The organism is Pseudomonas sp. R19M (assembly GCF_050312585.1).
In the GTDB taxonomy this organism is placed as follows: domain Bacteria; phylum Pseudomonadota; class Gammaproteobacteria; order Pseudomonadales; family Pseudomonadaceae; genus Aquipseudomonas; species Aquipseudomonas palleroniana.
This window is the reverse complement of the sequence record NZ_JBNPJV010000070.1, coordinates 16,689-38,246: the sequence shown is the minus strand read 5'-3', so window position 1 is coordinate 38,246 and position 21,558 is coordinate 16,689. Positions and strand designations below refer to the sequence as shown.

Sequence of the window (21,558 nt, the reverse complement as noted above, 5' to 3'; positions counted from 1 at the left end):
CTCAAATATCCAATAGTGCGCGAACAATGCCCTGCAGTTTACGGGTGAGCGGCCCAACCGACCAGCTCATCGCAGCGCAGCCACGCACCGGCCAAATGCCATAAACGCTGTTGCACACAAACACTTCGTCAGCCTGCCGCAACTGCTCCAGGCTGATGTCGGCCACGGTAACCGGGAGGCCCAGTACCTGCGCCTGGGCCAAAACCTCAGCGCGCATGACCCCGGCAACCCCGCAACGATTCAGATCAGCGGTCAGCAACCCGCCGTCGCATACCAGGAACAGGTTGCTGAACACGCCTTCGATCACGCGACCGGACATATCCAGCATCAAACCTTCGGCATGCTCGGCGTCCTGCCACTCGGCGCGAGCGATCACCTGCTCCAGGCGGTTGAGGTGCTTGAGCCCTGCCAGTAATGGCTGTTCGGCCAAACGGGTGGCGCACGGAAACAGGCGGACACCTTCAAGTCCATGGGCCGGGGGATAGGATGCGGGCGGACTGCCCTGCAAGATACGGCGCACGGGAGCGCCAGGGTTGATGCCGTAACCGCGCAGGCTGTCGCCGCGGGTAAGGATCAACTTGAGAACGCCGTCGCCGAGGGCGGCGGCATACGCCAGCACTTCGCTGCGGATCAGTGACTGATCCGCAACCAGCGCCAACCGCCTGCACCCCTCATCCAGGCGTTGCAGGTGGCGGTCGAGCAACGCAGGTTGACCGGCCCTGACGGCGATGGTCTCGAACAGCCCGTCGCCATACGCCAGGCCGCGATCTTTCAGAGGCACGCTGCCCGCTGGCTGACCGTCGACCCAGCTGTGCATCACTCGGCGAACCGGCGGAACACCAGGGAACCGTTGGTGCCACCAAAACCGAACGAGTTGGAGATCGCCACATCGATCGGCATGGGTTGCGCTTCGTGGGGCACGAAGTTCAGGTCGCAACCTTCGTCCGGCTCATCGAGGTTGATGGTCGGCGGCGCGACCTGATCCTTGATGGCCATTACGCTGAAGATCGCCTCAACCGCGCCCGCCGCACCCAACAGGTGGCCGGTCATGGACTTGGTCGAGCTGACTGCCAGCTTGTAGGCGTGTTCGCCAAACACCGACTTGATCGCCTCAGCTTCCGCCAGGTCACCCGTCGGAGTCGAAGTGCCATGGGCATTGATGTACTGCACCTGGTTGGCATTGACCTTCGCGTCACGCAGGGCATTGGCGATGCAGCGGGCAGCACCGGCACCGTCGGACGGTGGCGAGGTCATGTGGTAGGCGTCACCGCTCATGCCGAAGCCGATCAGCTCGGCATAGATGGTGGCACCGCGCGCCTTGGCGTGCTCCAGCTCTTCCAGTACCAGGGCACCGGCGCCGTCGGACAGTACGAAACCGTCACGGCCCTTGTCCCACGGACGGCTGGCACGGGTCGGTTCGTCATTGCGGGTCGACAGTGCGCGAGACGCGCCAAAGCCGCCCATGCCCAGACCGCAGGCCGCCATTTCGGCGCCGCCGGCGATCATCACGTCGGCTTCGTCATAGGCGATGTTGCGCGCCGCCATGCCGATGCAGTGCGTGCCGGTGGTGCACGCCGTGGCGATGGCGTAGTTAGGCCCCTGTGCCCCCAGATGGATGGACAGGAAACCGGAAATCATATTGATGATCGAGCCCGGCACGAAGAACGGTGAAATTCGACGAGGGCCGGAATCGTGCAATGTGCGGCTGGTTTCTTCGATATTGGTCAAACCGCCAATACCCGACCCCATGGCCACGCCGATGCGGTCACGGTTGGCGTCGGTGACTTCCAGGCCGGCGTTACGCACTGCCTGAAAACCGGCTGCCAGGCCGTATTGAATGAACAGGTCGAGCTTGCGGGATTCCTTGACCGAGAGGTACTCCTCGACATTGAAACCCTTTACCGAGCCGCCAAAACGGGTGGAATAGGCAGAAAGGTCCGTGTGTTCGATCAGACCAATACCACTGCGGCCAGCCAGAATGCCCTGCCAACTGCTCGGCACATCCGTGCCCAGTGGCGACAACATACCCATACCGGTGACTACGACGCGTCTACGCGACACAGCACTCTCCTTTTTCTAATGACGACACTTTTGCTTCATCGCTTACTTTTCATCAGAGCTAAAGAAAAAACCGCACGCCGTTACAGCAGTGCGGTTTTTCCCTGACAGCAAGCGACGACTACAAACTATTACGCCTGGTGGGCAGTAACGTAGTCGATAGCAGCTTGAACAGTAGTGATTTTTTCAGCTTCTTCGTCCGGGATTTCGGTCTCGAATTCCTCTTCCAGAGCCATCACCAGCTCAACGGTGTCAAGGGAATCGGCACCCAGGTCTTCTACGAAGGAAGCAGTGTTGACCACTTCTTCTTCCTTAACGCCCAGTTGCTCGGCGACGATTTTCTTGACGCGCTCTTCGATGGTGCTCATACCTTGTTTAACTCCTAATGGACAAATTCAGGCAGCTGGCCAGTGGGTAAGTGTATAGAAAGCCATTTCAGCTTTTCAACTGAAAGCTTCACCCTGTACCCAGTCGGCCACCTGCCTATAAATTAAGTTGCAGCTTTATAACGGATTTTAGACAGCTCGTATGACATTTTTTTGAAGCGATCCGTCACAATTTAACTCATGTACATCCCGCCGTTCACCGGGATTGTAGCCCCAGTCACGTATGCCGCACCGTCGGATGCCAGGAAAGAGACCACATTCGCGATCTCTTGAGCCTGGCCCAGACGGCCCAGCGGAATCTGCGTCAGCAAGGCTTCACGCTGCGCCTCAGGCAGTTCACGGGTCATATCGGTGTCGATGAACCCAGGGGCCACCGAGTTGACCGTAATCGACCGCGAACCGACCTCACGCGCCAGTGCACGGCTGAAACCTTCCAGGCCGGCCTTGGCGGAGGCATAGTTTACTTGGCCTGCGTTGCCCATGGCACCCACTACGGAGCCAATATTGATAATTCGGCCCCAACGCGCCTTGGTCATGCCGCGCAAAACGCCCTTGGACAAGCGAAACAGACTGTTCAAGTTGGTGTCGACCACGTCGTACCACTCGTCGTCTTTCATACGCATCATCAGGTTGTCGCGGGTGATGCCGGCGTTGTTTACCAGGATCGACGGAGCGCCGAACTGTGCAGTGATTTCAGCCAGTACGGCAGCCACGGACTCATCGCTGGTCACGTTCAGCTCAAGGCCAGTGCCCTGAACGCCGTTTTCCTTCAGGGTCGCGGCGATACGCTCGGCGCCCGAAGCGGAAGTGGCGGTGCCGATCACGACCGCGCCCTGACGGCCCAATTCCAGGGCGATCGCCTGGCCAATGCCACGGCTTGCGCCGGTGACCAGTGCAACTTTACCTTGCAGACTCATGCAGGCTTCTCCTAAGTGTGGGGATCAGGCCAGTGCCGCGCGCGCGGCAGCGAAGGCATCCGGGGTATTCAGGTTGGCAGTCGACACGCCGTCGGCACAGCGCTTGTTGAGGCCGGCCAGGACTTTGCCCGGGCCACACTCGACCAACTCGGTGGCGCCGTTGGCAGCCAGAGCCTGGACCGATTCAACCCAACGCACAGGCTTATAGAGCTGCTCCAGCAGGTCGCGCTTGAGGGTGCCGAGGTCGGCAGCCACGGCGGCGCTGACGTTCTGTACCAACGGAATCTGCGGCGCCTGCCAGTCGATCGCATTGATGGACTCGGCAAAACGCTCGGCGGCCGGGCGCATCAGCTCGCAGTGGGACGGCACGCTCACCGGCAAGGGTAGCGCACGCTTGGCGCCACGGGCCTTGCAACCTTCGATGGCGCGCTCAACGGCAGCCTTGGCGCCGGCGATCACCACCTGGCCCGGGGAGTTGAAGTTGACCGCACTGACCACTTCGCCCTGGGCGGCTTCGGCGCAAGCCTCGATCACCACAGCATCGTCCAGGCCCAGGATCGCGGCCATGCCGCCCTGCCCGGCCGGAACGGCTTCTTGCATCAACTGCCCCCGACGCTCGACCAACTTGACCGCTTCGGCCAGGGTCAAGCTGCCCGCGGCAACCAATGCACTGTATTCACCCAGGCTGTGGCCGGCAACGAATGCCGGGCGCGCGCCACCTTCTGCCAACCACAAGCGCCACAGGGCGATCGAAGCGGTCAGGATGGCCGGCTGGGTTTTGTCGGTTTGATTGAGTTGCTCTTCCGGCCCTTGCTGGGTCAGTGCCCACAGGTCGTAACCCAGGGCATCGGAAGCTTCCTTGAAGGTTTCCAGAACCAGCGGATATTGCGCGCCCAGCTCGGCCAACATGCCGAGGGACTGCGAACCCTGCCCTGGAAAGACGAATGCGAGGGATGTAGACATGTAACAAGCCCCTAATGATCTGGTCGTCAAAAAATGGTCGCTCCTACGGTGGGAGCGAACGAAACTGACAGATTGGATGGTCAATTGAACTGGCCGGTCACATTTAAGCATTCCCGGGCCGATTCGCCTAAGACAACAAATCCTCAAGCCGGCCGTGCAAACGCTGCGGCAGGTTTTCCTGGATTTCGATCACCGCACGCGCAATCGCACTTTGAAAGCCTTCCACCCCCGCCGAGCCATGGCTTTTCACCACGATGCCCTGCAAACCGAGAAAGCTGGCGCCATTGTGCCGTGCCGGGGCCAGGTCAGCCTGCAAGCGGCGCATCAACGGCAATGCCAGGGCGCCGACCACACGCGACGCCAGGTTTCGCCTGAACAACGCTTCAATACGCGCGGCGATCATGGTCGCCAGGCCTTCGCTGGATTTAAGCAGGATATTGCCAACAAACCCATCGCATACCACCACATCCGCTTCGCCCCGGTACAAACCATCACCTTCGACAAAGCCGATGTAATTCAAGCCCCGCGCGCCCTGCAGCAACGTAGCCGCCAACTTGACCTGCTGGTTGCCCTTGATGTCTTCGGTGCCAATGTTCAGCAGGGCCACCCGCGGCCGGGCCACGCCCAGCGCTTCGGCGGCCACCGCGCCCATCACGGCGAACTGGAACAGGTGCTCGGCGCTGCAATCGACGTTCGCGCCCAGGTCCAGCAACTGGCAATAGCCCTTCTGCGTCGGAATTGCCGCCACCATCGCCGGCCGATCAATACCGGGCAGCGTCTTGAGCACATACCGCGACAACGCCATCAAGGCCCCGGTGTTCCCCGCACTGACACAGGCTTGCACCTTGCCATCGCGTAACAGCTCCAGGGCCACCCGCATCGAGGAATCAGGTTTGCCACGCAAGGCGGTCGCAGGCTTTTCATCCATTCCGATGGTTTCGCTGGCCGGCGTAATCGTCAGGCGCGCGCGATCCACTGCCGGATGGCCAGCAATCAGTTCTTCAAGTAAGGAGGGTTGACCGACGAGGGTCAGGTGCAGCGAGGGCGTAGCAGACAGGCTGGCAATGCAAGCCTGAACAATGCTGCGGGGACCGAAGTCCCCGCCCATTGCGTCAATCGCGATGACTTGAGCAGACAAGTGATTACTCGTCAGCGCCCTTGTCGATCACTTTACGGCCACGGTAAACGCCTTCTGGCGATACGTGGTGACGCAGGTGAACTTCACCGGTGGTCTTTTCTACGGACAGGGTGCTTGCCTCGAGAGCGTCGTGCGAACGGCGCATGTCACGGGCGGAGCGGGATTTTTTGTTCTGCTGAACAGCCATAATTGATTAACTCCTAAACGTTTGGGTCACGCTTTAACTGCGCCAATACACTGAACGGGTTGGACCGCGTTACCTCGTCCTCGCTCGGTTCGGGCTCGTCATCGAGGCCCGCCGGCTGCTGGCATTCTTCCGGATGATGAGCAGGCACAATGGGCAAGGCGAGCAAAAGCTCCTCCTCGATCAGTGCATGCAGATCCAAAGGATCTTCGCCCAGTTCCAGCACGTCATAACCTTTCGGCAACGACTGGGTATTCGCACCCTCCTTCACCACAGCATAACTGCACTCGCTGTGGATCGGCAGGGTGACCAGCTCAAGACAACGCTGGCAAACCATTTTGACTTCGGTGTCGATAAAACTGTGGATTACCACAGCCTTACGCTCATCTCGTTCAAAAACGAATTTGGCCTGCACCGTACCGACACTGTCGGAAAGCGGGTCGCAGAGTCTCTCCAAATCGGCCAGCGGCAATTCACCTTGAAGGGAAGTGCCACGATCTGCCAATTTGCGCGGGTCAACGTGAGGTGGAATCGGGTCATTCAACATAGGCGCAGCATTATAGGGATGCACCCAGCCATGTCAAAGGAAATTCAGCCCTGTGCGTCAGCCGGTCGCCCCGCTAGAATCGGCGACTGCCTTGAGGAGACGTCCATGCTGCCTTTATTACTCGCATCCAGCTCGGTTTATCGCCGGGAATTGCTGAGCCGACTGCACCTGCCGTTCATCTGCAGCTCGCCGGATATCGACGAAACCCCTCACGCAAATGAGTCCGCCGTGGCGCTGGTCAAGCGCCTGGCCGAAGACAAGGCCCGCGCCCTCGCCACTACCCACACAGGGCACCTGATCATCGGTTCGGACCAGGTAGCCGCGCTTGACGGCCAGATCATCGGCAAACCGCACACCTTCGAGAAGGCTCGCGAACAGTTGCTGGCGGCCAGCGGCAAGCGCGTCAGCTTCCTCACCGGCCTGGCGCTGCTCAACAGCCAAACCGGGCAGTGCCAGGTGGATTGCGTGCCGTTTACCGTGCACATGCGTGTCCTGGACGCGGAGCGCATCGAACGCTACCTGCGGATCGAGCAGCCGTATGATTGCGCAGGCAGCTTCAAAGCCGAGGGTTTGGGCGTGAGTTTGTTTCAGAGCACAGAAGGGCCGGATGCGACGAGCTTAGTGGGCCTGCCGCTGATCCGACTGGTGGACATGCTGCTGGCCGAAGGCGTACAGACCCCCTGACAACACCACAAAACCACTGTGGGAGGGGGCTTGCTCCCGATTGCAGTGGGTCAGCTACAAATAAAGTGACTGATACACCGCTATCGGGAGCAAGCCCCCTCCCACATTTTAAGCTGCATACACCTGGAGGTATCAGCGCAAAGTCGGGCCCTGGAAGCCCATATACAAGGCCAGCTTCTCCGCCACACTGGCACCGAGCTTCTTGGAGAACCGATCGAACGGCGATTCTTCAACCGTGAAATCTACCAACTCCTTCTCGCCGACCACATCCCGCGCCACCGAACTGGCACTGCCCAACCCATCGATCAAGCCCAGCGGCAATGCCTGCTCGCCAGACCACACCAACCCGGAGAACAGCTCCGGATGGTCTTTATCCTTCAGGCGATCACCACGCCCCTGCTTCACACTGGCAATGAACTGACGATGAGTGGTGTCGAGCACGCCCTGCCAGAACTGGGTTTCGTCAGCTTTTTGCGGTTGAAATGGGTCCAGAAACGCTTTGTGCTCGCCCGAGGTATAGGTGCGACGCTCCACCCCCAGCTTCTCCATGGTGCCGACAAAGCCGTAACCGGCAGCCGTCACACCAATGGAGCCGACCAGACTGGCCTTATCGGCGTAGATCTGATCAGCGGCGCTGGCGATGTAATAAGCACCCGAGGCACCCAGGTCGGCGATCACTGCGTACAGCTTGGTATCCGGATGCAGCGTGCGCAGGCGGCGAATCTCGTCATACACGTAGCCTGATTGCACAGGGCTGCCACCTGGGCTGTTGATGCGCAGGATCACGGCCTTGACCTTGGGATCTTCGAACGCAGCGCGCAGGCTGCTGACAATGTTGTCGGCGCTGGCCGACTCCTTGTCGGCTATTACCCCGCGCACTTCGATCAGCGCAGTGTAGTGACCGCCACGGGTAGCGCTCTTTTCCACGTCCATCAAAGGACTGAACAGCGCCAGCATGGCGAGTAGGTAAACAAAGGTCAGCAATTTGAAGAAAATCCCCCAACGTCTTGAACGACGCTGCTCCTGGACACTGGCCAGCAGCGTCTTCTCCAACAGCTTCCAGCTTTTATCGTCGCTGCTTTCGGCCTTTTCGGGCGCTTTCCACTCGTCACTCATGCCATCAACCCCAGCAAAGACTTATCGGGCCTGACCGAGCCAGGCCTGCAATTCAGAAAAATGATCAATCATCAGCCTCGGCTCGTAGGGCTGCAAGGCCTCGGCCGACTGGGCACCATAGCTGACGGCCACACTGTCCATCCCGGCATTGCGCGCCATCATCAAGTCGAAGGAAGCATCCCCCACCATCAACGCCTGGCGCGGCGCCACACCACAGTGAGCCAGGATCTGCTCCAGCATCAGAGGGTGAGGCTTGCTGGCAGTTTCATCCGCAGCGCGGGTGATATCGAAATAATCCTCAAAGCCATGGGCCTTGAGCACACGATCGAGCCCGCGCCGTGCCTTGCCGGTCGCCACGGCGAGGTGATAGCCCTCGGCGCGAAAGGTCTCGAGGGATTGCCGCACGCCATCAAATAGCGGCGAAGGCTGCGCCTCCAAGGCAATATAATGATCGGCATAGTGCTGGCGAAACGCGATCAGCTCTTGATCGTCGATCTCCGGATACAACGTGCGTATCGCTTCAGGCAAGCCCAGGCCGATGATGCCCTTGACCGCCGAGTCGCTGCACAGCGCGAAGCCGGAGCGGGTCGAGGCCATGTGCATGGACTCGACAATGCGGCCAATGGAGTCAGCCAGCGTGCCATCCCAATCAAAGATCAGCAGCTTGTAGTCAGGGTGCGGCACTCAAACGCTCCACGGTCTGGGCCCACATCTCGTCGACCGGCGCCTGCAGCTTCAGCTCGCCACCGTCCGGCAGCGGCACGGTCAGCATGTAGGCGTGCAGGAACAGGCGCTTGCCGCCCAGGTCGCGGATTTCCTTGGAGAAATCTTCGTCCCCGTACTTGGTGTCACCCGCAATACAGTGGCCCGCGTGCAAGGTATGCACGCGAATCTGGTGGGTACGCCCGGTCACCGGCTTGGCCTCGACCATGGTGGCGAAGTCGCCGAAACGGCGCAGCACCTTGAACAGAGTCAGCGCCTCCTTGCCCTCCTCGTCCACTTCGACCATCCGTTCGCCAGAGCGCAGATTGCTCTTCTGCAACGGCGCCCGGACGCTCTTGAGGGAGCTGGCCCAGTGACCGCGCACCAGCGCCATATAGCGTTTGTCCACACCGTCACCCCGCAGGGCGGTGTGCAAGTGACGCAACATGCTGCGTTTCTTGGCGATCATCAGCAGGCCGGAGGTGTCACGGTCCAGGCGATGAACCAGTTCCAGCTCCTTGGCATCCGGGCGCAACTGACGAAAGGCTTCGATGACCCCGAAATTCAGGCCGCTGCCACCGTGGACCGCAATGCCACACGGCTTGTTGATCACGATCAGCTTGTTGTCTTCGAAGACAATCGAGGCTTCCAGGCGCTGCAACAAACCCTGGGCCAACGGCACAGGTTCGTCACGCTCCGGCACGCGAACCGGCGGCACACGGACGATATCGCCCGCCTGCAGCTTGTACTCGGGCTTGATCCGGCCCTTGTTCACGCGCACTTCACCTTTTCGCAAGATGCGGTAAATCAAGGTCTTGGGCACGCCTTTGAGCCTGGCCAGGAGAAAATTGTCGATGCGTTGGCCGGCATATTCCGGCGAGACCTCAAGCAGCTGGACGCTGGGGGTCTGGGGGGCGGTAGTCGTCATGGCGGCGATGATAACAATTTTTTATGGAATTGAAGCACTTAATCATTACTGCTATAGTCGCGAACGCCGCCAAAAGCGGCCTGGCCAGAGGACTTGCGGCAAACTGCCGGCCCTGACCATCGCAATTCATCAGGACGCGAGGCCGTCCTACGGGGCTTTCGCCACGTTGGAAGACTCGGGATTGTAACAAGCGCAGGTGACATGAGGCCTGAAGCGAGTGCAGAAAGCAGAGTGAATACTCGCGTTTTGCGCCGATATTTACGGCCAGTTCACAAAGTGCAGTCAGTCTTGAGCCAGACCATGGCGAATGCTTCGGAAATAACGCCTGTTAAGAGCTGAGTGAGAGCGCAATCGCCCACACCCAGTCCTGTTTAGCCATGAGCGTGAACTCCCCATTGGAGAACACGGTAAATGCCAACCCGCTGCGGATTCTGCGCGCGGCAGCACCCGAATTATCAGGGATACGTGTAGGGTGGAGATGCACAACCGTCGGACCGTGTAGCACTAGGCTTATATTTAGACGCTTCATCTCGTCCACAGTCGCCGGTTGATTCCTCCTCCTGACCTTAGCTTTTGTTGAAGTGGTGCCTTTGTCACCACCGCTAACAAGCAGGACGCGTCCGTCGCGATACCGGCCCAATTGGCTGGTGTTTGCTGGACACTGGAGTGGCCAACCACTCTTGACGCACCTGACACCGACCGTGAGAAGTCGTGTGTGCCGAACGCCGTTTCCGGCAGCCCGGAAACCGACGGTACAACATGAAAAGAATGCTGATTAACGCAACTCAACCCGAAGAGTTGCGTGTTGCACTGGTAGATGGCCAACGCCTCTACGACCTGGACATCGAATCCGGTGCACGCGAGCAAAAGAAGGCCAACATCTATAAAGGCCGTATTACTCGCATCGAACCAAGCCTTGAGGCTGCCTTTGTCGACTTCGGCTCCGAGCGCCACGGCTTCCTGCCCCTCAAGGAAATCTCCCGCGAATACTTCAAGAAAGCTCCTGAAGGCCGCGTGAACATCAAGGACGTCCTGAGCGAAGGCCAGGAAGTCATCGTCCAGGTCGAGAAAGAAGAACGTGGCAACAAGGGCGCCGCCCTGACCACCTTCATCAGCCTGGCCGGCCGTTACCTGGTCCTGATGCCGAACAACCCACGTGCCGGCGGCATTTCCCGTCGCATCGAAGGCGAAGAGCGCAACGAACTGCGTGAAGCGCTGAACGGCCTGATCGCCCCGGCCGACATGGGCCTGATCGTGCGCACTGCCGGCCTGGGCCGCAGCAGCGAAGAAATGCAGTGGGACCTCGACTACCTGCTGCAACTGTGGACCGCCATCAAAGAAGCGTCCCTGGATCGTTCCGCGCCGTTCCTGATCTACCAGGAAAGCAACGTGATCATCCGCGCCATCCGCGATTACCTGCGCCAGGACATCGGCGAAGTGCTGATCGACAGCGTTGAAGCCCAGGACGAAGCCCTGACCTTCATCCGCCAGGTGATGCCGCAGTACGCCAGCAAGATCAAGCTGTACGAAGACAGCGTGCCGCTGTTCAACCGTTTCCAGATCGAAAGCCAGATCGAGACCGCCTTCCAGCGCGTGGTCGAACTGCCTTCCGGCGGCTCCATCGTGATCGACCCGACCGAAGCCCTGGTGTCCATCGACATCAACTCGGCGCGTGCCACGAAAGGTAGCGACATCGAAGAAACCGCCCTGCAGACCAACCTGGAAGCGGCTGAAGAAATCGCCCGCCAGTTGCGCCTGCGTGATATCGGCGGCCTGATCGTGATCGACTTCATCGACATGACCCCCGCCAAGAACCAGCGCGCCGTGGAAGAGAAAGTCCGCGAATGCCTGGAAGCTGACCGCGCCCGCGTACAGGTCGGCCGCATCTCGCGCTTCGGCCTGCTGGAAATGTCCCGTCAGCGCCTGCGTCCGTCCCTGGGCGAAAGCAGCGGCATCGTCTGCCCGCGCTGCAACGGCACCGGCATCATCCGTGACGTTGAATCGCTGTCCCTGGCGATCCTGCGCCTGATCGAAGAAGAAGCCCTGAAAGACCGCACCGCCGAAGTCCGCGCCCAGGTGCCGATCCCGGTCGCCGCATTCCTGCTCAATGAAAAACGCAACTCGATCACCAAGATCGAACTGCGCACCCGTGCCCGTATCGTGATCCTGCCGAACGATCACCTGGAAACGCCGCACTTCGAAGTGCAGCGCCTGCGTGACGACAGCCCGGAAGCCCACAACAACCAGTCCAGCTACGAAATCGCGGCTGCCGCTGCCGAAGTGGAAGAAGTCCAGCCGGCTGCCGCGACGCGCACCCTGGTTCGCCAGGAAGCTGCCGTGAAGACTGCACCGGCGCGTGCCAATGCACCGGTTCCGACTGAAGCGGCTGCCCCGGTTGCTGCTCCAGCCGCCCTGCCTGAGCCGAGCCTGTTCAAAGGCCTGGTGAAATCGCTGGTCAGCCTGTTCGCCACCAAGGAAGAGCCTGCTGCTCCGGTTGTGGTTGAAAAACCGGCCACCGAACGTCCGGCGCGCAACGAAGAACGTCGCAACGGCCGCCAGCAGAGCCGTAACCGCAACGGTCGTCGTGATGAAGAGCGCAAGCCACGCGAAGAACGTGCACCGCGTGAAGAACGCGCGCCACGTGAAGAGCGTGCACCTCGCGAAGCCCGTGAAGAAACCCCGACCGTAGCCCGCGAAGAACGCGCACCGCGTGAAGAGCGTGCACCGCGCACGCCACGTGCACCGCGTGAAGATCGCAAGCCACGTGGCGAGCGTGAAGAACGCGTGCGTGAACTGCGCGAACCGCTGGACGCAGCGCCAGCCGCTGCCGCTGTCGGTGCTGCGGTTGTCGCCGAAGAGCGCCCGGCTCGCCAGCCACGTGAAGAGCGTGCGCCTCGTGAGGAGCGCCAACCACGCCCACCGCGTGAAGAGCGTCAACCACGTGCCGAACAAGCCGCTGCCGCCAGCGAAGAAGAAGTCCTGAACGGCGAAGAGCAACTGCAGGAAGACGGCCAGGACAACGCCGAAGGCGATCGTCCACGCCGCCGCTCCCGTGGCCAGCGTCGTCGCAGCAACCGTCGTGAGCGTCAACGCGATGCCAATGGCAATGTGATCGAAGGCTCGGAAGAAGCCGGCGAGAACGCCGAAGCCGCTACCAGCGAGCCGACGGGCGCCGAACTGGCTGCCGGCCTGGCCGTGACTGCCGCCGTGGCCAGCTCGGTCATCAGCGCACCTGCTGAAGCCCAGGCTCACGAACAGGCTGAACGCGCAACTGCTGCTGTTGAAGAAACTGCCGTTGTTGAAGCACCTGCTGCCCAGACCTCAGTGGTTGAAGCGCCGGTTGTTGAAGCACCTGTTGCTGAAGCACCTGTCGTAGAAGCACCAGTAGTCGAAGCCACTACCCCAATCGAAGCTCCGGTTGTTCCGGAAGTGGAAGTTGCCCAGGCTCCTGAAGCCCAGCCAGAAGCAGAAGTGGCGGCTGTTGAGCCGACACCTGTAGCTGAGCCTGAGCCAGTGGTCGAGGCTGCTGTTGAAGCTCCAGTTGTTGAAGCGGCTCCGGAAGTACGAGAAGTTCGCGAAGAACAGACCGCCTTCCAATGGACTGCCGAGCCAACTGCTCCGGTTGAAGCGCCAACGCCTGCCCCTGCGGTAGAAGAAGCGTCGGAACCGGTTGCCGAAGTCGTGGCTGCCGAGCCAGCCCCAGTGGTTCAGCCTGCTCCGGTCGTAGAACCTGCAGCAGTGGTTGAGGCGCCGGTAGCTGCCGAAGTGGCTGCCCCTGTGGTTGAAGCCGCACCGGTCAGCGCCCTGACCGAAAACGGCCGTGCACCGAACGACCCACGTGAAGTGCGCCGTCGTCGCAAGGAAGCTGAAGCCGCGGCAGCAGCTGCTGCCGCAGCACAGGAAGCAGAGCACGAGAGCAAACCTCTCGCCTGATTCCAGCCGCCACAAGAAAGCCCCGCCTGAGTGATCAGGCGGGGCTTTTTTATGTGATCTGTCCCGTCCTGAATAAGGCTTAACGCGGTCATTGTGGGAGGGGGCTTGCTCCCGATGGACTGCGTAGCAGGCCCATTTTTGAGGCCGCTGCGCGGCCTATCGGGAGCAAGTCGAATCGTCGCACCGCCCCTCCCACAGGTTATTCATCGTCTGCTCTATCGCTTAACTGACAGGCATTAGAGCTTGCCCCCTCCCACACTCAGATCGGCTTGAAGTTCAAGGATTGCGGAACATCGACATCCCAGAGCACTCCCGGGTCTTCAACCGCCACTTCGCTGACCAACGCGTGCGCAAACAATGATCGTCCTCCACGATCACCGGTCAATGCCATCAGCTCAAGCCCAAATGCCTGGCCAAACGCTACAGGATGCCCATACCGCCCATCCTGCACCGGCACACGGATACCGCCCGCCTCCAGCCCCTCGATCACCCGCTCAATGCTCGAGGAGCGAATAAACGGCATATCTCCCAGCACCACCAGCCAGCCATCCGCCGCACCGCTGGCCGCAACCGCCGCGGCAATGCTGTCGCCCATGCCCGCCGATTCCAGCAACACGACTTTGCAACCCTGCGCCTTGGCCAACCGAATGACCTCCAGGCGCTCCGGCGAGGTCACCACCCAACGCTCAACGAGCGTCGCCGGCAGGTTCACCAGCACCTGCTCGAGTACCGGCCGCGTCACGCCATCCAATCCGCTGCAATCGGCCAGCAGCTTGTCCTGGTCGGCACCGGCTTCGGCACGGAAACGACTGCCCTGCCCTGCCGCCAGTACAATCGCCGTCACCGTCACTCGGCGACCACCGGCAGCGGCTTTTTCTGCATCGGCGCCACACCGTTCTTGATTGCGACGACTTCAGCCATCAGCGACAAGGCAATTTCAGCAGGCGTGTGGCTACCGATGTGCAAGCCGATCGGCCCATGCAAGCGCGCAATCGCCTCGGCCGTAAGCCCGAGCGCCGCCAGGGTTTCCCGGCGCTTCTGGGTATTGACCCGCGAGCCCAGCGCGCCGACGTAGAAGGCATCGGAATTCAATGCCGTCAGCAACGCCATATCATCCAGGCGCGGGTCGTGGGTCAGGCAGACGATGGCTGTGCGCTCGTCGGTCTGAATGTTCAGTACCGCCTCATCCGGCATGCCCGGCACAAAGCGACCATGCTGCTCTTCCCAGCCGTAGACGAACTCTTCACGCGGGTCGCAGACCAACACTTCGAAATCCAGCAAGCGCGCCATTTGCGCCACGTAGCGCGACAACTGCCCGGCACCGATCAACAGCAGGCGCCAGCGCGGGCCATAAATGGCGCGCAGGCGTTCCCCATCAAATGTCACCACATCCGTTTTGCTTGCGCTGCCGAGGGTCACAGTACCTGTGGCCAGGTCCAGCTCCCGGGCGACAATCTGATGGTCCTCACAACGCGCCAGCAGCTGTGCGACCCATTGCCAGTCGCCTACCCGCTCTTCGGTCAGGCGCAACGTGCCACCGCACGGCAGGCCGAAGCGCGCCGCCTCATCACGGGTGACCCCGTATGTCACCAACTGCACGGGTGGGCCATCTTCCGCCAGGCGACCATCTTGCAGGCGCGCAATCAGATCATCCTCAATGCAACCGCCGGACACCGAGCCGATCACGACCCCGTCGCCCCGCAATGCCAACATCGCCCCGGGCGGACGCGGTGCACTGCCCCAGGTCTGGACCACGCTGTACAACACCACCCGCTGCCCGGCGCGACGCCATTCGAGCACACTGCGCAGGACATTCAGATCCACGCTATCCATCCAACCTCCTGCCGACCTTACAACGATTACTCACCCAATCACTGTAAAGCAAAAGCCTCCAGAGTGGCCGGCCACAAACGCAAACGCCCCGAAACAGTCGGGGCGTTTGTGGAGGGCTTCGGCGTCAGTTCACGCCAGCAGCGAATTACTTGATGACAGGAGCAGGGCCTTCGGCCACACCCAGGTCATCTTCCGGACGGGTATCGGAGATACCGGTACCACCGGACGCCAGCTCGCTCTGCAGCTTGTCGGTGTCCAGCTCCTTGACCCACTTGGCGACAACGATAGTGGCAACGGCGTTACCGACCAGGTTGGTCAGGGCGCGCGCTTCGGACATGAAGCGGTCGATACCCAGGATCAGTGCCAGGCCGGCAACCGGCAGGTGGCCGACGGCCGACAGGGTGGCGGCCAGTACGATAAAGCCCGAACCGGTCACGCCCGCAGCGCCTTTGGAGGACAGCAACAGCACCAGCAGCAAGGTGATCTGGTGGGTGATATCCATGTGGGTGTCAGTCGCCTGGGCGATGAACACCGCAGCCATGGTCAGGTAGATCGAAGTACCGTCGAGGTTGAAGGAGTAGCCGGTGGGGATCACCAGGCCGACTACGGACTTCTTCGCGCCCAGACGCTCCATCTTGATCAGCATGCGTGGCAGCGCGGATTCGGAAGAGGAAGTGCCCAGTACGATCAGCAGTTCTTCACGGATGTAGCGCACCAGCTTCAACACGCTGAAACCGTGGGCGCGGCAGATGGCACCCAACACCACCACCACGAACAGGACGCAGGTGATGTAGAAGCAGATCATCAGCTGACCCAGTTGCACCAGGGAACCTACACCGTAGGCACCGATGGTGAATGCCATGGCACCCAGGGCACCAATTGGCGCGAGCTTCATGATCATGTTGATGATGTTGAACATGACGTGGGCGAAGCGATCGATGAAGTCCAGCACCGGCTTGCCGTAGGCACCCAGGCGATGCAGGGCAAAACCGAAGATCACCGAGAACATCAGCACTTGCAGGATGTCACCGTTGGCGAAGGCGCCCACGATGGTGTTCGGAATCACATTGAGGATAAAGCCGACCACGCTCTGGTCTGCACCAGCAGTCACGTAGGCCGCGACTTTCGAGGCGTCCAGGGTAGCCACGTCGATGTGCATGCCGGCGCCCGGTTGCACAACGTTGACCACGACCAGGCCGATCAGCAGGGCGATGGTGGAAACGATTTCGAAGTACAGCAGCGCGTAGCCGCCGGTTTTGCCGACCGATTTCATGCTTTGCATGCCAGCGATACCGCTGACAACGGTGCAGAAGATGATCGGGGCGATGACCATTTTGATCAGCTTGATAAAGCCGTCACCCAGTGGCTTGAGCGCCACGCCGGTCTGCGGGTAGAAATGACCGAGCAAAATACCGATAACGATTGCAACGATCACCTGGAAATACAGGGATTTGTACAGTGGCTGACGAGTCGTCATTGCAAAGTTCCTCAATCGTCCCGTGTAGCAAATATCCGCCATTGCCCACGACACTTGAATTGCGAACCCTCCTGCACTGGAGGGATTTGTTGTTTGCGAGGCTGGTAGAACCAGGCCTGCGCTGCCATCTCTTATCGCAAACGCCGTGCCACTTTCTGCAAATCCGCTGAAGGCCTTTAGACATCAGGCCTGGGCGCGCTCAACCTTCCTTCACGCGCCCTGAACAAGTGGCGGGTTTCCGCCATGCAGCCAAATCCCGTCCTACAATTTGGCGGATATCCGCCTTGTCGCACCACCCAGTGATGGCTAACATCCGCCACTCCATGGACGAGGCCCTCACATGCGTGAACGCACCATCGCCAGTCACTACGCCCGAGCGGCCCTGGTCGGTGCCCGTCGGGCGGGCTATGACTACTCGGCCCTGCTGCAACAGGTGGGCATTACCCCTGAGTTGCTGACCGAGCCCCGCGCCCGCATTGCGCCTGAACAATTTACCCGGCTGTTGCAGATGCTCTGGCTGGAGCTCGACGACGAGTACCTGGGGTTCGCTGAAGGTTCGAGTAAACGCGGCACCTTCGCCATGATGTGCCACGCGCTGATTCACTGCCGCACCCTGGAGAAGGCTCTGGAACGCGGTTTATTATTTTATAGCTTATTCCCACAGGGTCCGCGCTGGCATCTGACAAGAGAAGGCGACATGGCTCGTCTGAGCCTGGATGACTCACAGCTGTGGGACCCGGATCACTTCCTGAGCGAATGCCTGCTGGTGATCTGGCATCGCCTGGGCAGTTGGTTGATCGGCCAGCGAATCCGGTTGCATCAGGCGACGTTCCACTACCCGATGCCGGCCCATGCAGGCGAATATGACTTGCTCTTCCCCTGCCCTCAGGTATTCAACGCACCGAGCAGTAGCCTGGTATTCCCCTGCCGCTATTTGAGCCTGCCCTTGCTGCAGGACGAACGTACGCTCAAGCATTTTCTGCAGCGCTCGCCCGCAGACTTGCTGTCACGACCGGACGAAGGCGACAGCTTGAGCAGCCAATTACGCCGCTTGTTAAGCCGTGACCGCACGCCTTGGCCGGACCTGGAGGCCGTGGCGCAGCACCTGCACATCAGCCCGCAGACCCTGCGCCGACACCTGCGCGAGGAAGGCACCAGTTTCCAGGCACTCAAAGATGAATTGCGGCGAGACATCGCCATTTATCACTTGGGGCGGGCCAATCTGTCGCTGCAGGAAATCGCCGAGCAGTTGGGGTTCTCCGAACCGTCGGCGTTTCATCGGGCGTTCAAGAAGTGGACGGGGCTCACGCCAGGCGCCTACCGGGCGCAGGAAAATTAAGGTGGCGCCAGTACTGACGCCATCGGGACCAAGCCCCCTCCTACCCTTGAATGTGTTCACAAATCAAAATGTGGGAGGGGGCTTGCCCCCGATGAGGCCAGTTCGGCCACCAAAAAATCACACAGCCGGGAAGTGAATCTTGAACGCCGCGCCACCCAGCGCCGAATCACCCAAAGTCAGGCGTGCGCCGTAACTTTCGATAATGTCCTTGACCACCGCCAGCCCAATGCCCTGCCCCGGATGCTGACGGTCCAGCCGTTCGCCCCGTTGCAGAATCCGTGCGCGCTGATCCGGTGGCACACCGGGGCCATCGTCCTCGATACACAGCTCAGTGCCGGCAAGATTTTCTACCAGGCTGATACGCACTTCGCTCAGGCACAGGCGATAGGCGTTTTCCAGCAGGTTACCGAGCATTTCGAGCAGGGCGCCTTTCTCGATGGGCACATAACCCTCGTCCGGCAAGTCGAAGGACACGGTAACGCGCTTGTCGCGGTACACCTTGCCCAGTGTGTCGCAGAGGCTTTGCAGCACCGGCGCAAGATGCACCTGGTGGCGCACCAGGCCACTTTTGCGCAGGCTGGCACGTTGCAGCTGGTAGCCGATCTGCTGGCTCATACGTTCAATCTGCGATTGTAGAACCATGGCCTGGCCACGTTCTTCGGGACGCTGCGCCATGTCTTCACTCACGCCCTGCAATACCGCCAGCGGGGTTTTCAGGCTATGGGCGAGGTCGTCGAGGGAATCGCGGTAGCGGGTACGCTGCTCACGCTCGCTGTGCAGCAACCGATTGAGGGAGCCGGTGAGGCGCAACAGTTCGCGTGGGTGTTCTTCGGTGAGGCTTTCGCGCGTGCCACTTTCAATCTGGTCCAGCTCCTGGCTCAGGCGTCGCAGGGCTTGCAGCCCCCACGTCAAGCCCAGCCAGAGCAAGGTCAACAGCACCAGCAAGGCCGCGCCGAAGCCCAGGTAGAGGTTTTCCCGCAGCCCCTCAAGGGTCAGTTGATATTCGCGTACCGGTTGCAACGCGACGATGCTGAACGCGGCACTTTTGCCTCCCAGCAGCTTGACCTCGACGTCATACACGAAGAACTCCTGGCCACCGGCTTCGCGGATACGCGCAAATTCGTTGCCACGCCCATCGTAACGCGGCCGGTAGTTGATGTTTTCTTCCTGGGTTGCCCGCGACCGCCACACCAGATGACCTTCGCGGTCATAGATATAGCCCAGCAGCCGGCTGTCGGTGAGGTTGAAACGCTCGTCAGGCAACTGCGCGGGCATCAGCAAGCGGTTGTTTTCGACGCGTGCAGCAGAAATCAGGGTGGTCACATCCGACGCCAGGCGCTGCTCGATGGAATCCTGCAACGCCAGGCTGAAAGCGCCTTGCATGGCGGGCAACAAGCCCAACATAAACAGCACGGCCAGGGTCGCGGCCGCCAGCATCAAGCGCACACGTAGCGAGCGAATCAACGGCAGCGCTCATTGAACAGGTAACCCAAGCCGCGCACGGTATCGATCGGCTTGAACCCCGCCGGGCCTTCCAGCTTGCGACGCAGGCGGCCCACCAACACTTCGATAACGTTCGGATCACGCTCGTCATCATCGGGATAGAGCTGCTCCATCAGGCGATCCTTGGCGACCACCTGCTGATGGTGGCGCATCAAGTACTCGAGAATACGGTACTCATAGGCGGTCAACGCCAGGGGTTGCTCATCCAGGGAAGCCTGTTTGCGGTTGAGGTCCAGCAACAGCGGCCCCGCCACGATCGTGGACTGGGTGAACCCACTGGAGCGGCGCAACAGGGCATTCATGCGCGCCTCCAGTTCTTCGAACTGGAATGGCTTGACCACATAGTCGTCGGCACCGGCGGCCAGGCCTTCGACCTTGTCCTGCCAGTTGCCCCGGGCCGTGAGGATCAGGATCGGGAAACTCTTGGCCTGGGTGCGCAATTGGCGGATCAGGTCCAGGCCGCCCATGCCGGGCAGGCCGAGGTCGATGATGGCCAGGTCGTGATTGAACTGGCCAGTCTGGTACAAGGCTTCTTCGGCATTGGCCACGGCTTCGACCACATGCCCACTGTCGGTCAGGCGGGTCAACAGGTGATGACGCAACAGCGCCTCATCTTCCACCACCAGCAATTTCATAAGGCTCTCCAAGGCGATTCAACTGTCCGACAGAGGGATATCATAGCGGCCCTGCAGGTCTTGCGGGCGCAGTTTAATGCCATTGTATTGGCCCGTCAGGTGTTCGTAGCCGGTGCGGTAACCCGGCTGCGGGGCAGTCTGCCCCAGCGACTGACCCCACGGCGCAGCCTGGCTGCCTGCATCGTCGAAACTGACACGGTGGATCAGGTTGCCGGACTTCTTGGTTTTCTCGCCGCCGAACGCGGCAAAGGAGCCGTCCGCAGCCTGCACTCCGGCAGTGGCGCTGAGCATGGTTAAGGCCAACAGCAGCTGTTTGATCGCAGTCATGGGGTTACCTCTACGCATTTGGCTATGGGTGCCAGACTACGCAGGCGCCCCTGAACTCCCCCTGAACGGGCTCTGAACCGCACCTGAACCGTTGCGGGCTATCCACTGGTGTGCCAACTGAAGCAAAATACCGTCCATGACGCCCCTACCCGCTTGCTGCACCCCGCTCGATGCACATTGGCCCCTACCCGAACCCTTGCCGGATACGGTGTTTCTCAGCACCCGCTTCGACCCCACCTTATTAAAGGCCGGCGACTTCCAGCGCAGCGCCGTGCCGCCACCGGCCAGCATCCAGCGCTCGGTGGCCAAGCGCCAGGCCGAGTTCCTTGCCGGCCGGCTGTGCGCGCGTACGGCGTTGCAACAACTTGATCAGCTCGATTGCGTCCCGGCCATCGGCGAAGACCGGGCGCCGGTGTGGCCAGGGCATATCAGCGGCTCCATCACCCACAGCACTGGACATGCCGCTGCCATCGTCGGGTACAAGACGCAATGGCGCGGACTGGGGATGGACCTGGAGAACCTGCTGAGCCTGGAGCGGGCCGAGCGCCTGGCCGGGGAAATTCTCACCGCCGATGAACTGCAACGCATGGCCGCCCTGCCGCGTGAGCAGATCGCCCGGTTGGTGACGCTGACGTTCTCGCTCAAGGAAAGCCTGTTCAAGGCGCTCTACCCGATTGTGCAGCAGCGTTTCTACTTTGAGCATGCCGAGGTGCTGGAGTGGTCCGAAGCCGGCCATGTGCGCTTGCGCCTGCTGACGGACCTGTCGGCCGAGTGGTGCCACGGCAAGGTATTGGAGGGGCAGTATGCGGTGGATGGGGATCAGTTATTGAGCCTGGTGGCTATCGGCGCTTGATAGGGCGCTATCGGGAGCAAGCCCCCTCCCACAGG

The 21,558-nt window shown here is 60.8% G+C and carries 21 protein-coding genes; 4 read left to right on the top strand and 17 right to left on the bottom strand.

Annotation, left to right across the window (positions count from 1 at the left end):
* Position 1 precedes the first annotated feature (1 nt).
* The 8 genes from pabC to ACQRBT_RS14795 all read right to left on the bottom strand — a co-directional run bounded on the left by pabC (position 2) and on the right by ACQRBT_RS14795 (position 6,193).
* Positions 2-817 carry an aminodeoxychorismate lyase gene (gene pabC, locus ACQRBT_RS14830; protein ID WP_104994594.1) on the bottom strand — a complete coding sequence of 272 codons (816 nt, stop codon included), beginning with the start codon at positions 815-817 and terminating at the stop codon, positions 2-4.
* The gene (gene fabF / locus ACQRBT_RS14825) at positions 817-2,061 is read right to left on the bottom strand and encodes a beta-ketoacyl-ACP synthase II (protein WP_060756304.1); all 1,245 of its coding nucleotides are present in this window, start codon (positions 2,059-2,061) and stop codon (positions 817-819) included. The genes pabC and fabF overlap by 1 nt, the downstream gene beginning before the upstream one ends.
* Before the next feature lie 128 nt (positions 2,062-2,189).
* On the bottom strand, positions 2,190-2,426 hold the full coding sequence (gene acpP, locus ACQRBT_RS14820; protein WP_007987170.1) for an acyl carrier protein: 237 nt from the start codon (positions 2,424-2,426) through the stop codon (positions 2,190-2,192).
* 191 nt (positions 2,427-2,617) lie between these two features.
* Positions 2,618-3,361 (bottom strand): 3-oxoacyl-ACP reductase FabG, encoded by a 744-nt coding sequence (gene fabG, locus ACQRBT_RS14815; protein WP_060756305.1) that lies wholly within the window; start codon positions 3,359-3,361, stop codon positions 2,618-2,620.
* 24 nt (positions 3,362-3,385) lie between these two features.
* Positions 3,386-4,324 carry an ACP S-malonyltransferase gene (fabD, locus tag ACQRBT_RS14810; protein WP_060756306.1) on the bottom strand — a complete coding sequence of 313 codons (939 nt, stop codon included), beginning with the start codon at positions 4,322-4,324 and terminating at the stop codon, positions 3,386-3,388.
* Positions 4,325-4,451: 127 nt separating this feature from the next.
* Positions 4,452-5,462: a phosphate acyltransferase PlsX gene (gene plsX / locus ACQRBT_RS14805; protein ID WP_090369099.1), complete on the bottom strand. Its 1,011-nt coding sequence runs from the start codon at positions 5,460-5,462 to the stop codon at positions 4,452-4,454.
* A 4-nt stretch (positions 5,463-5,466) separates the two neighbouring features.
* A complete protein-coding gene (rpmF, locus tag ACQRBT_RS14800) occupies positions 5,467-5,649 on the bottom strand; it encodes a 50S ribosomal protein L32 (protein ID WP_003179396.1) in 183 nt (60 codons plus the stop codon).
* 13 nt (positions 5,650-5,662) lie between these two features.
* Positions 5,663-6,193 (bottom strand): YceD family protein, encoded by a 531-nt coding sequence (locus ACQRBT_RS14795; protein WP_060756308.1) that lies wholly within the window; start codon positions 6,191-6,193, stop codon positions 5,663-5,665.
* A 105-nt stretch (positions 6,194-6,298) separates the two neighbouring features.
* On the opposite strand from ACQRBT_RS14795, the gene ACQRBT_RS14790 reads away from it, so the two are divergent.
* On the top strand, positions 6,299-6,877 hold the full coding sequence (locus tag ACQRBT_RS14790) for a Maf family protein (RefSeq protein WP_244385221.1): 579 nt from the start codon (positions 6,299-6,301) through the stop codon (positions 6,875-6,877).
* A 132-nt stretch (positions 6,878-7,009) separates the two neighbouring features.
* Here ACQRBT_RS14790 and ACQRBT_RS14785 read toward each other — a convergent pair whose 3' ends face one another.
* From ACQRBT_RS14785 to rluC, 3 genes are read right to left on the bottom strand one after another with little or no spacing between them, the layout of a single operon-like run.
* Positions 7,010-7,993 (bottom strand): S49 family peptidase, encoded by a 984-nt coding sequence (locus ACQRBT_RS14785; protein WP_244385220.1) that lies wholly within the window; start codon positions 7,991-7,993, stop codon positions 7,010-7,012.
* A gap of 21 nt (positions 7,994-8,014) precedes the next feature.
* The gene (locus tag ACQRBT_RS14780) at positions 8,015-8,677 is read right to left on the bottom strand and encodes an HAD-IA family hydrolase (protein ID WP_244385219.1); all 663 of its coding nucleotides are present in this window, start codon (positions 8,675-8,677) and stop codon (positions 8,015-8,017) included.
* On the bottom strand, positions 8,664-9,623 hold the full coding sequence (gene rluC / locus ACQRBT_RS14775) for a 23S rRNA pseudouridine(955/2504/2580) synthase RluC (RefSeq protein WP_060756312.1): 960 nt from the start codon (positions 9,621-9,623) through the stop codon (positions 8,664-8,666). The genes ACQRBT_RS14780 and rluC overlap by 14 nt, the downstream gene beginning before the upstream one ends.
* Before the next feature lie 768 nt (positions 9,624-10,391).
* On the opposite strand from rluC, the gene rne reads away from it, so the two are divergent.
* Complete coding sequence (gene rne, locus ACQRBT_RS14770; RefSeq protein ID WP_412047551.1) at positions 10,392-13,556, top strand: ribonuclease E; 3,165 nt, start codon at positions 10,392-10,394, stop codon at positions 13,554-13,556.
* A 259-nt stretch (positions 13,557-13,815) separates the two neighbouring features.
* On the opposite strand, the gene ACQRBT_RS14765 is transcribed toward rne, so the two are convergent.
* From ACQRBT_RS14765 to ACQRBT_RS14755, 3 genes are all read right to left on the bottom strand, one after another.
* Positions 13,816-14,406, bottom strand: coding sequence for a nucleotidyltransferase family protein (locus ACQRBT_RS14765; RefSeq protein WP_161549524.1), 591 nt, complete (start codon positions 14,404-14,406; stop codon positions 13,816-13,818).
* Positions 14,403-15,389, bottom strand: a complete 987-nt coding sequence (locus ACQRBT_RS14760; RefSeq protein WP_090369088.1) for an XdhC family protein — start codon at positions 15,387-15,389, stop codon at positions 14,403-14,405. The genes ACQRBT_RS14765 and ACQRBT_RS14760 overlap by 4 nt, the downstream gene beginning before the upstream one ends.
* A 145-nt stretch (positions 15,390-15,534) precedes the next feature.
* Positions 15,535-16,866 carry a dicarboxylate/amino acid:cation symporter gene (locus tag ACQRBT_RS14755; RefSeq protein ID WP_060756317.1) on the bottom strand — a complete coding sequence of 444 codons (1,332 nt, stop codon included), beginning with the start codon at positions 16,864-16,866 and terminating at the stop codon, positions 15,535-15,537.
* A 340-nt stretch (positions 16,867-17,206) separates the two neighbouring features.
* Here ACQRBT_RS14755 and ACQRBT_RS14750 point away from each other — a divergent pair, with 340 nt between their 5' ends.
* Positions 17,207-18,205 carry an AraC family transcriptional regulator gene (locus tag ACQRBT_RS14750; RefSeq protein WP_060756318.1) on the top strand — a complete coding sequence of 333 codons (999 nt, stop codon included), beginning with the start codon at positions 17,207-17,209 and terminating at the stop codon, positions 18,203-18,205.
* Between the two features lie 117 nt (positions 18,206-18,322).
* On the opposite strand, the gene ACQRBT_RS14745 is transcribed toward ACQRBT_RS14750, so the two are convergent.
* From ACQRBT_RS14745 to ACQRBT_RS14735, 3 genes are read right to left on the bottom strand one after another with little or no spacing between them, the layout of a single operon-like run.
* The gene (locus ACQRBT_RS14745) at positions 18,323-19,669 is read right to left on the bottom strand and encodes an ATP-binding protein (RefSeq protein ID WP_060756319.1); all 1,347 of its coding nucleotides are present in this window, start codon (positions 19,667-19,669) and stop codon (positions 18,323-18,325) included.
* A complete protein-coding gene (locus ACQRBT_RS14740; RefSeq protein ID WP_060756320.1) occupies positions 19,666-20,343 on the bottom strand; it encodes a response regulator transcription factor in 678 nt (225 codons plus the stop codon). Before ACQRBT_RS14740 ends, ACQRBT_RS14745 begins: the two co-directional genes overlap by 4 nt.
* A gap of 18 nt (positions 20,344-20,361) precedes the next feature.
* Positions 20,362-20,670 (bottom strand): hypothetical protein, encoded by a 309-nt coding sequence (locus ACQRBT_RS14735; protein ID WP_060756321.1) that lies wholly within the window; start codon positions 20,668-20,670, stop codon positions 20,362-20,364.
* A gap of 136 nt (positions 20,671-20,806) precedes the next feature.
* Between ACQRBT_RS14735 and ACQRBT_RS14730 the strand changes: the two genes are divergently transcribed.
* Positions 20,807-21,523 (top strand): 4'-phosphopantetheinyl transferase family protein, encoded by a 717-nt coding sequence (locus tag ACQRBT_RS14730; protein WP_060756322.1) that lies wholly within the window; start codon positions 20,807-20,809, stop codon positions 21,521-21,523.
* The last annotated feature ends 35 nt before the right edge of the window (positions 21,524-21,558 follow it).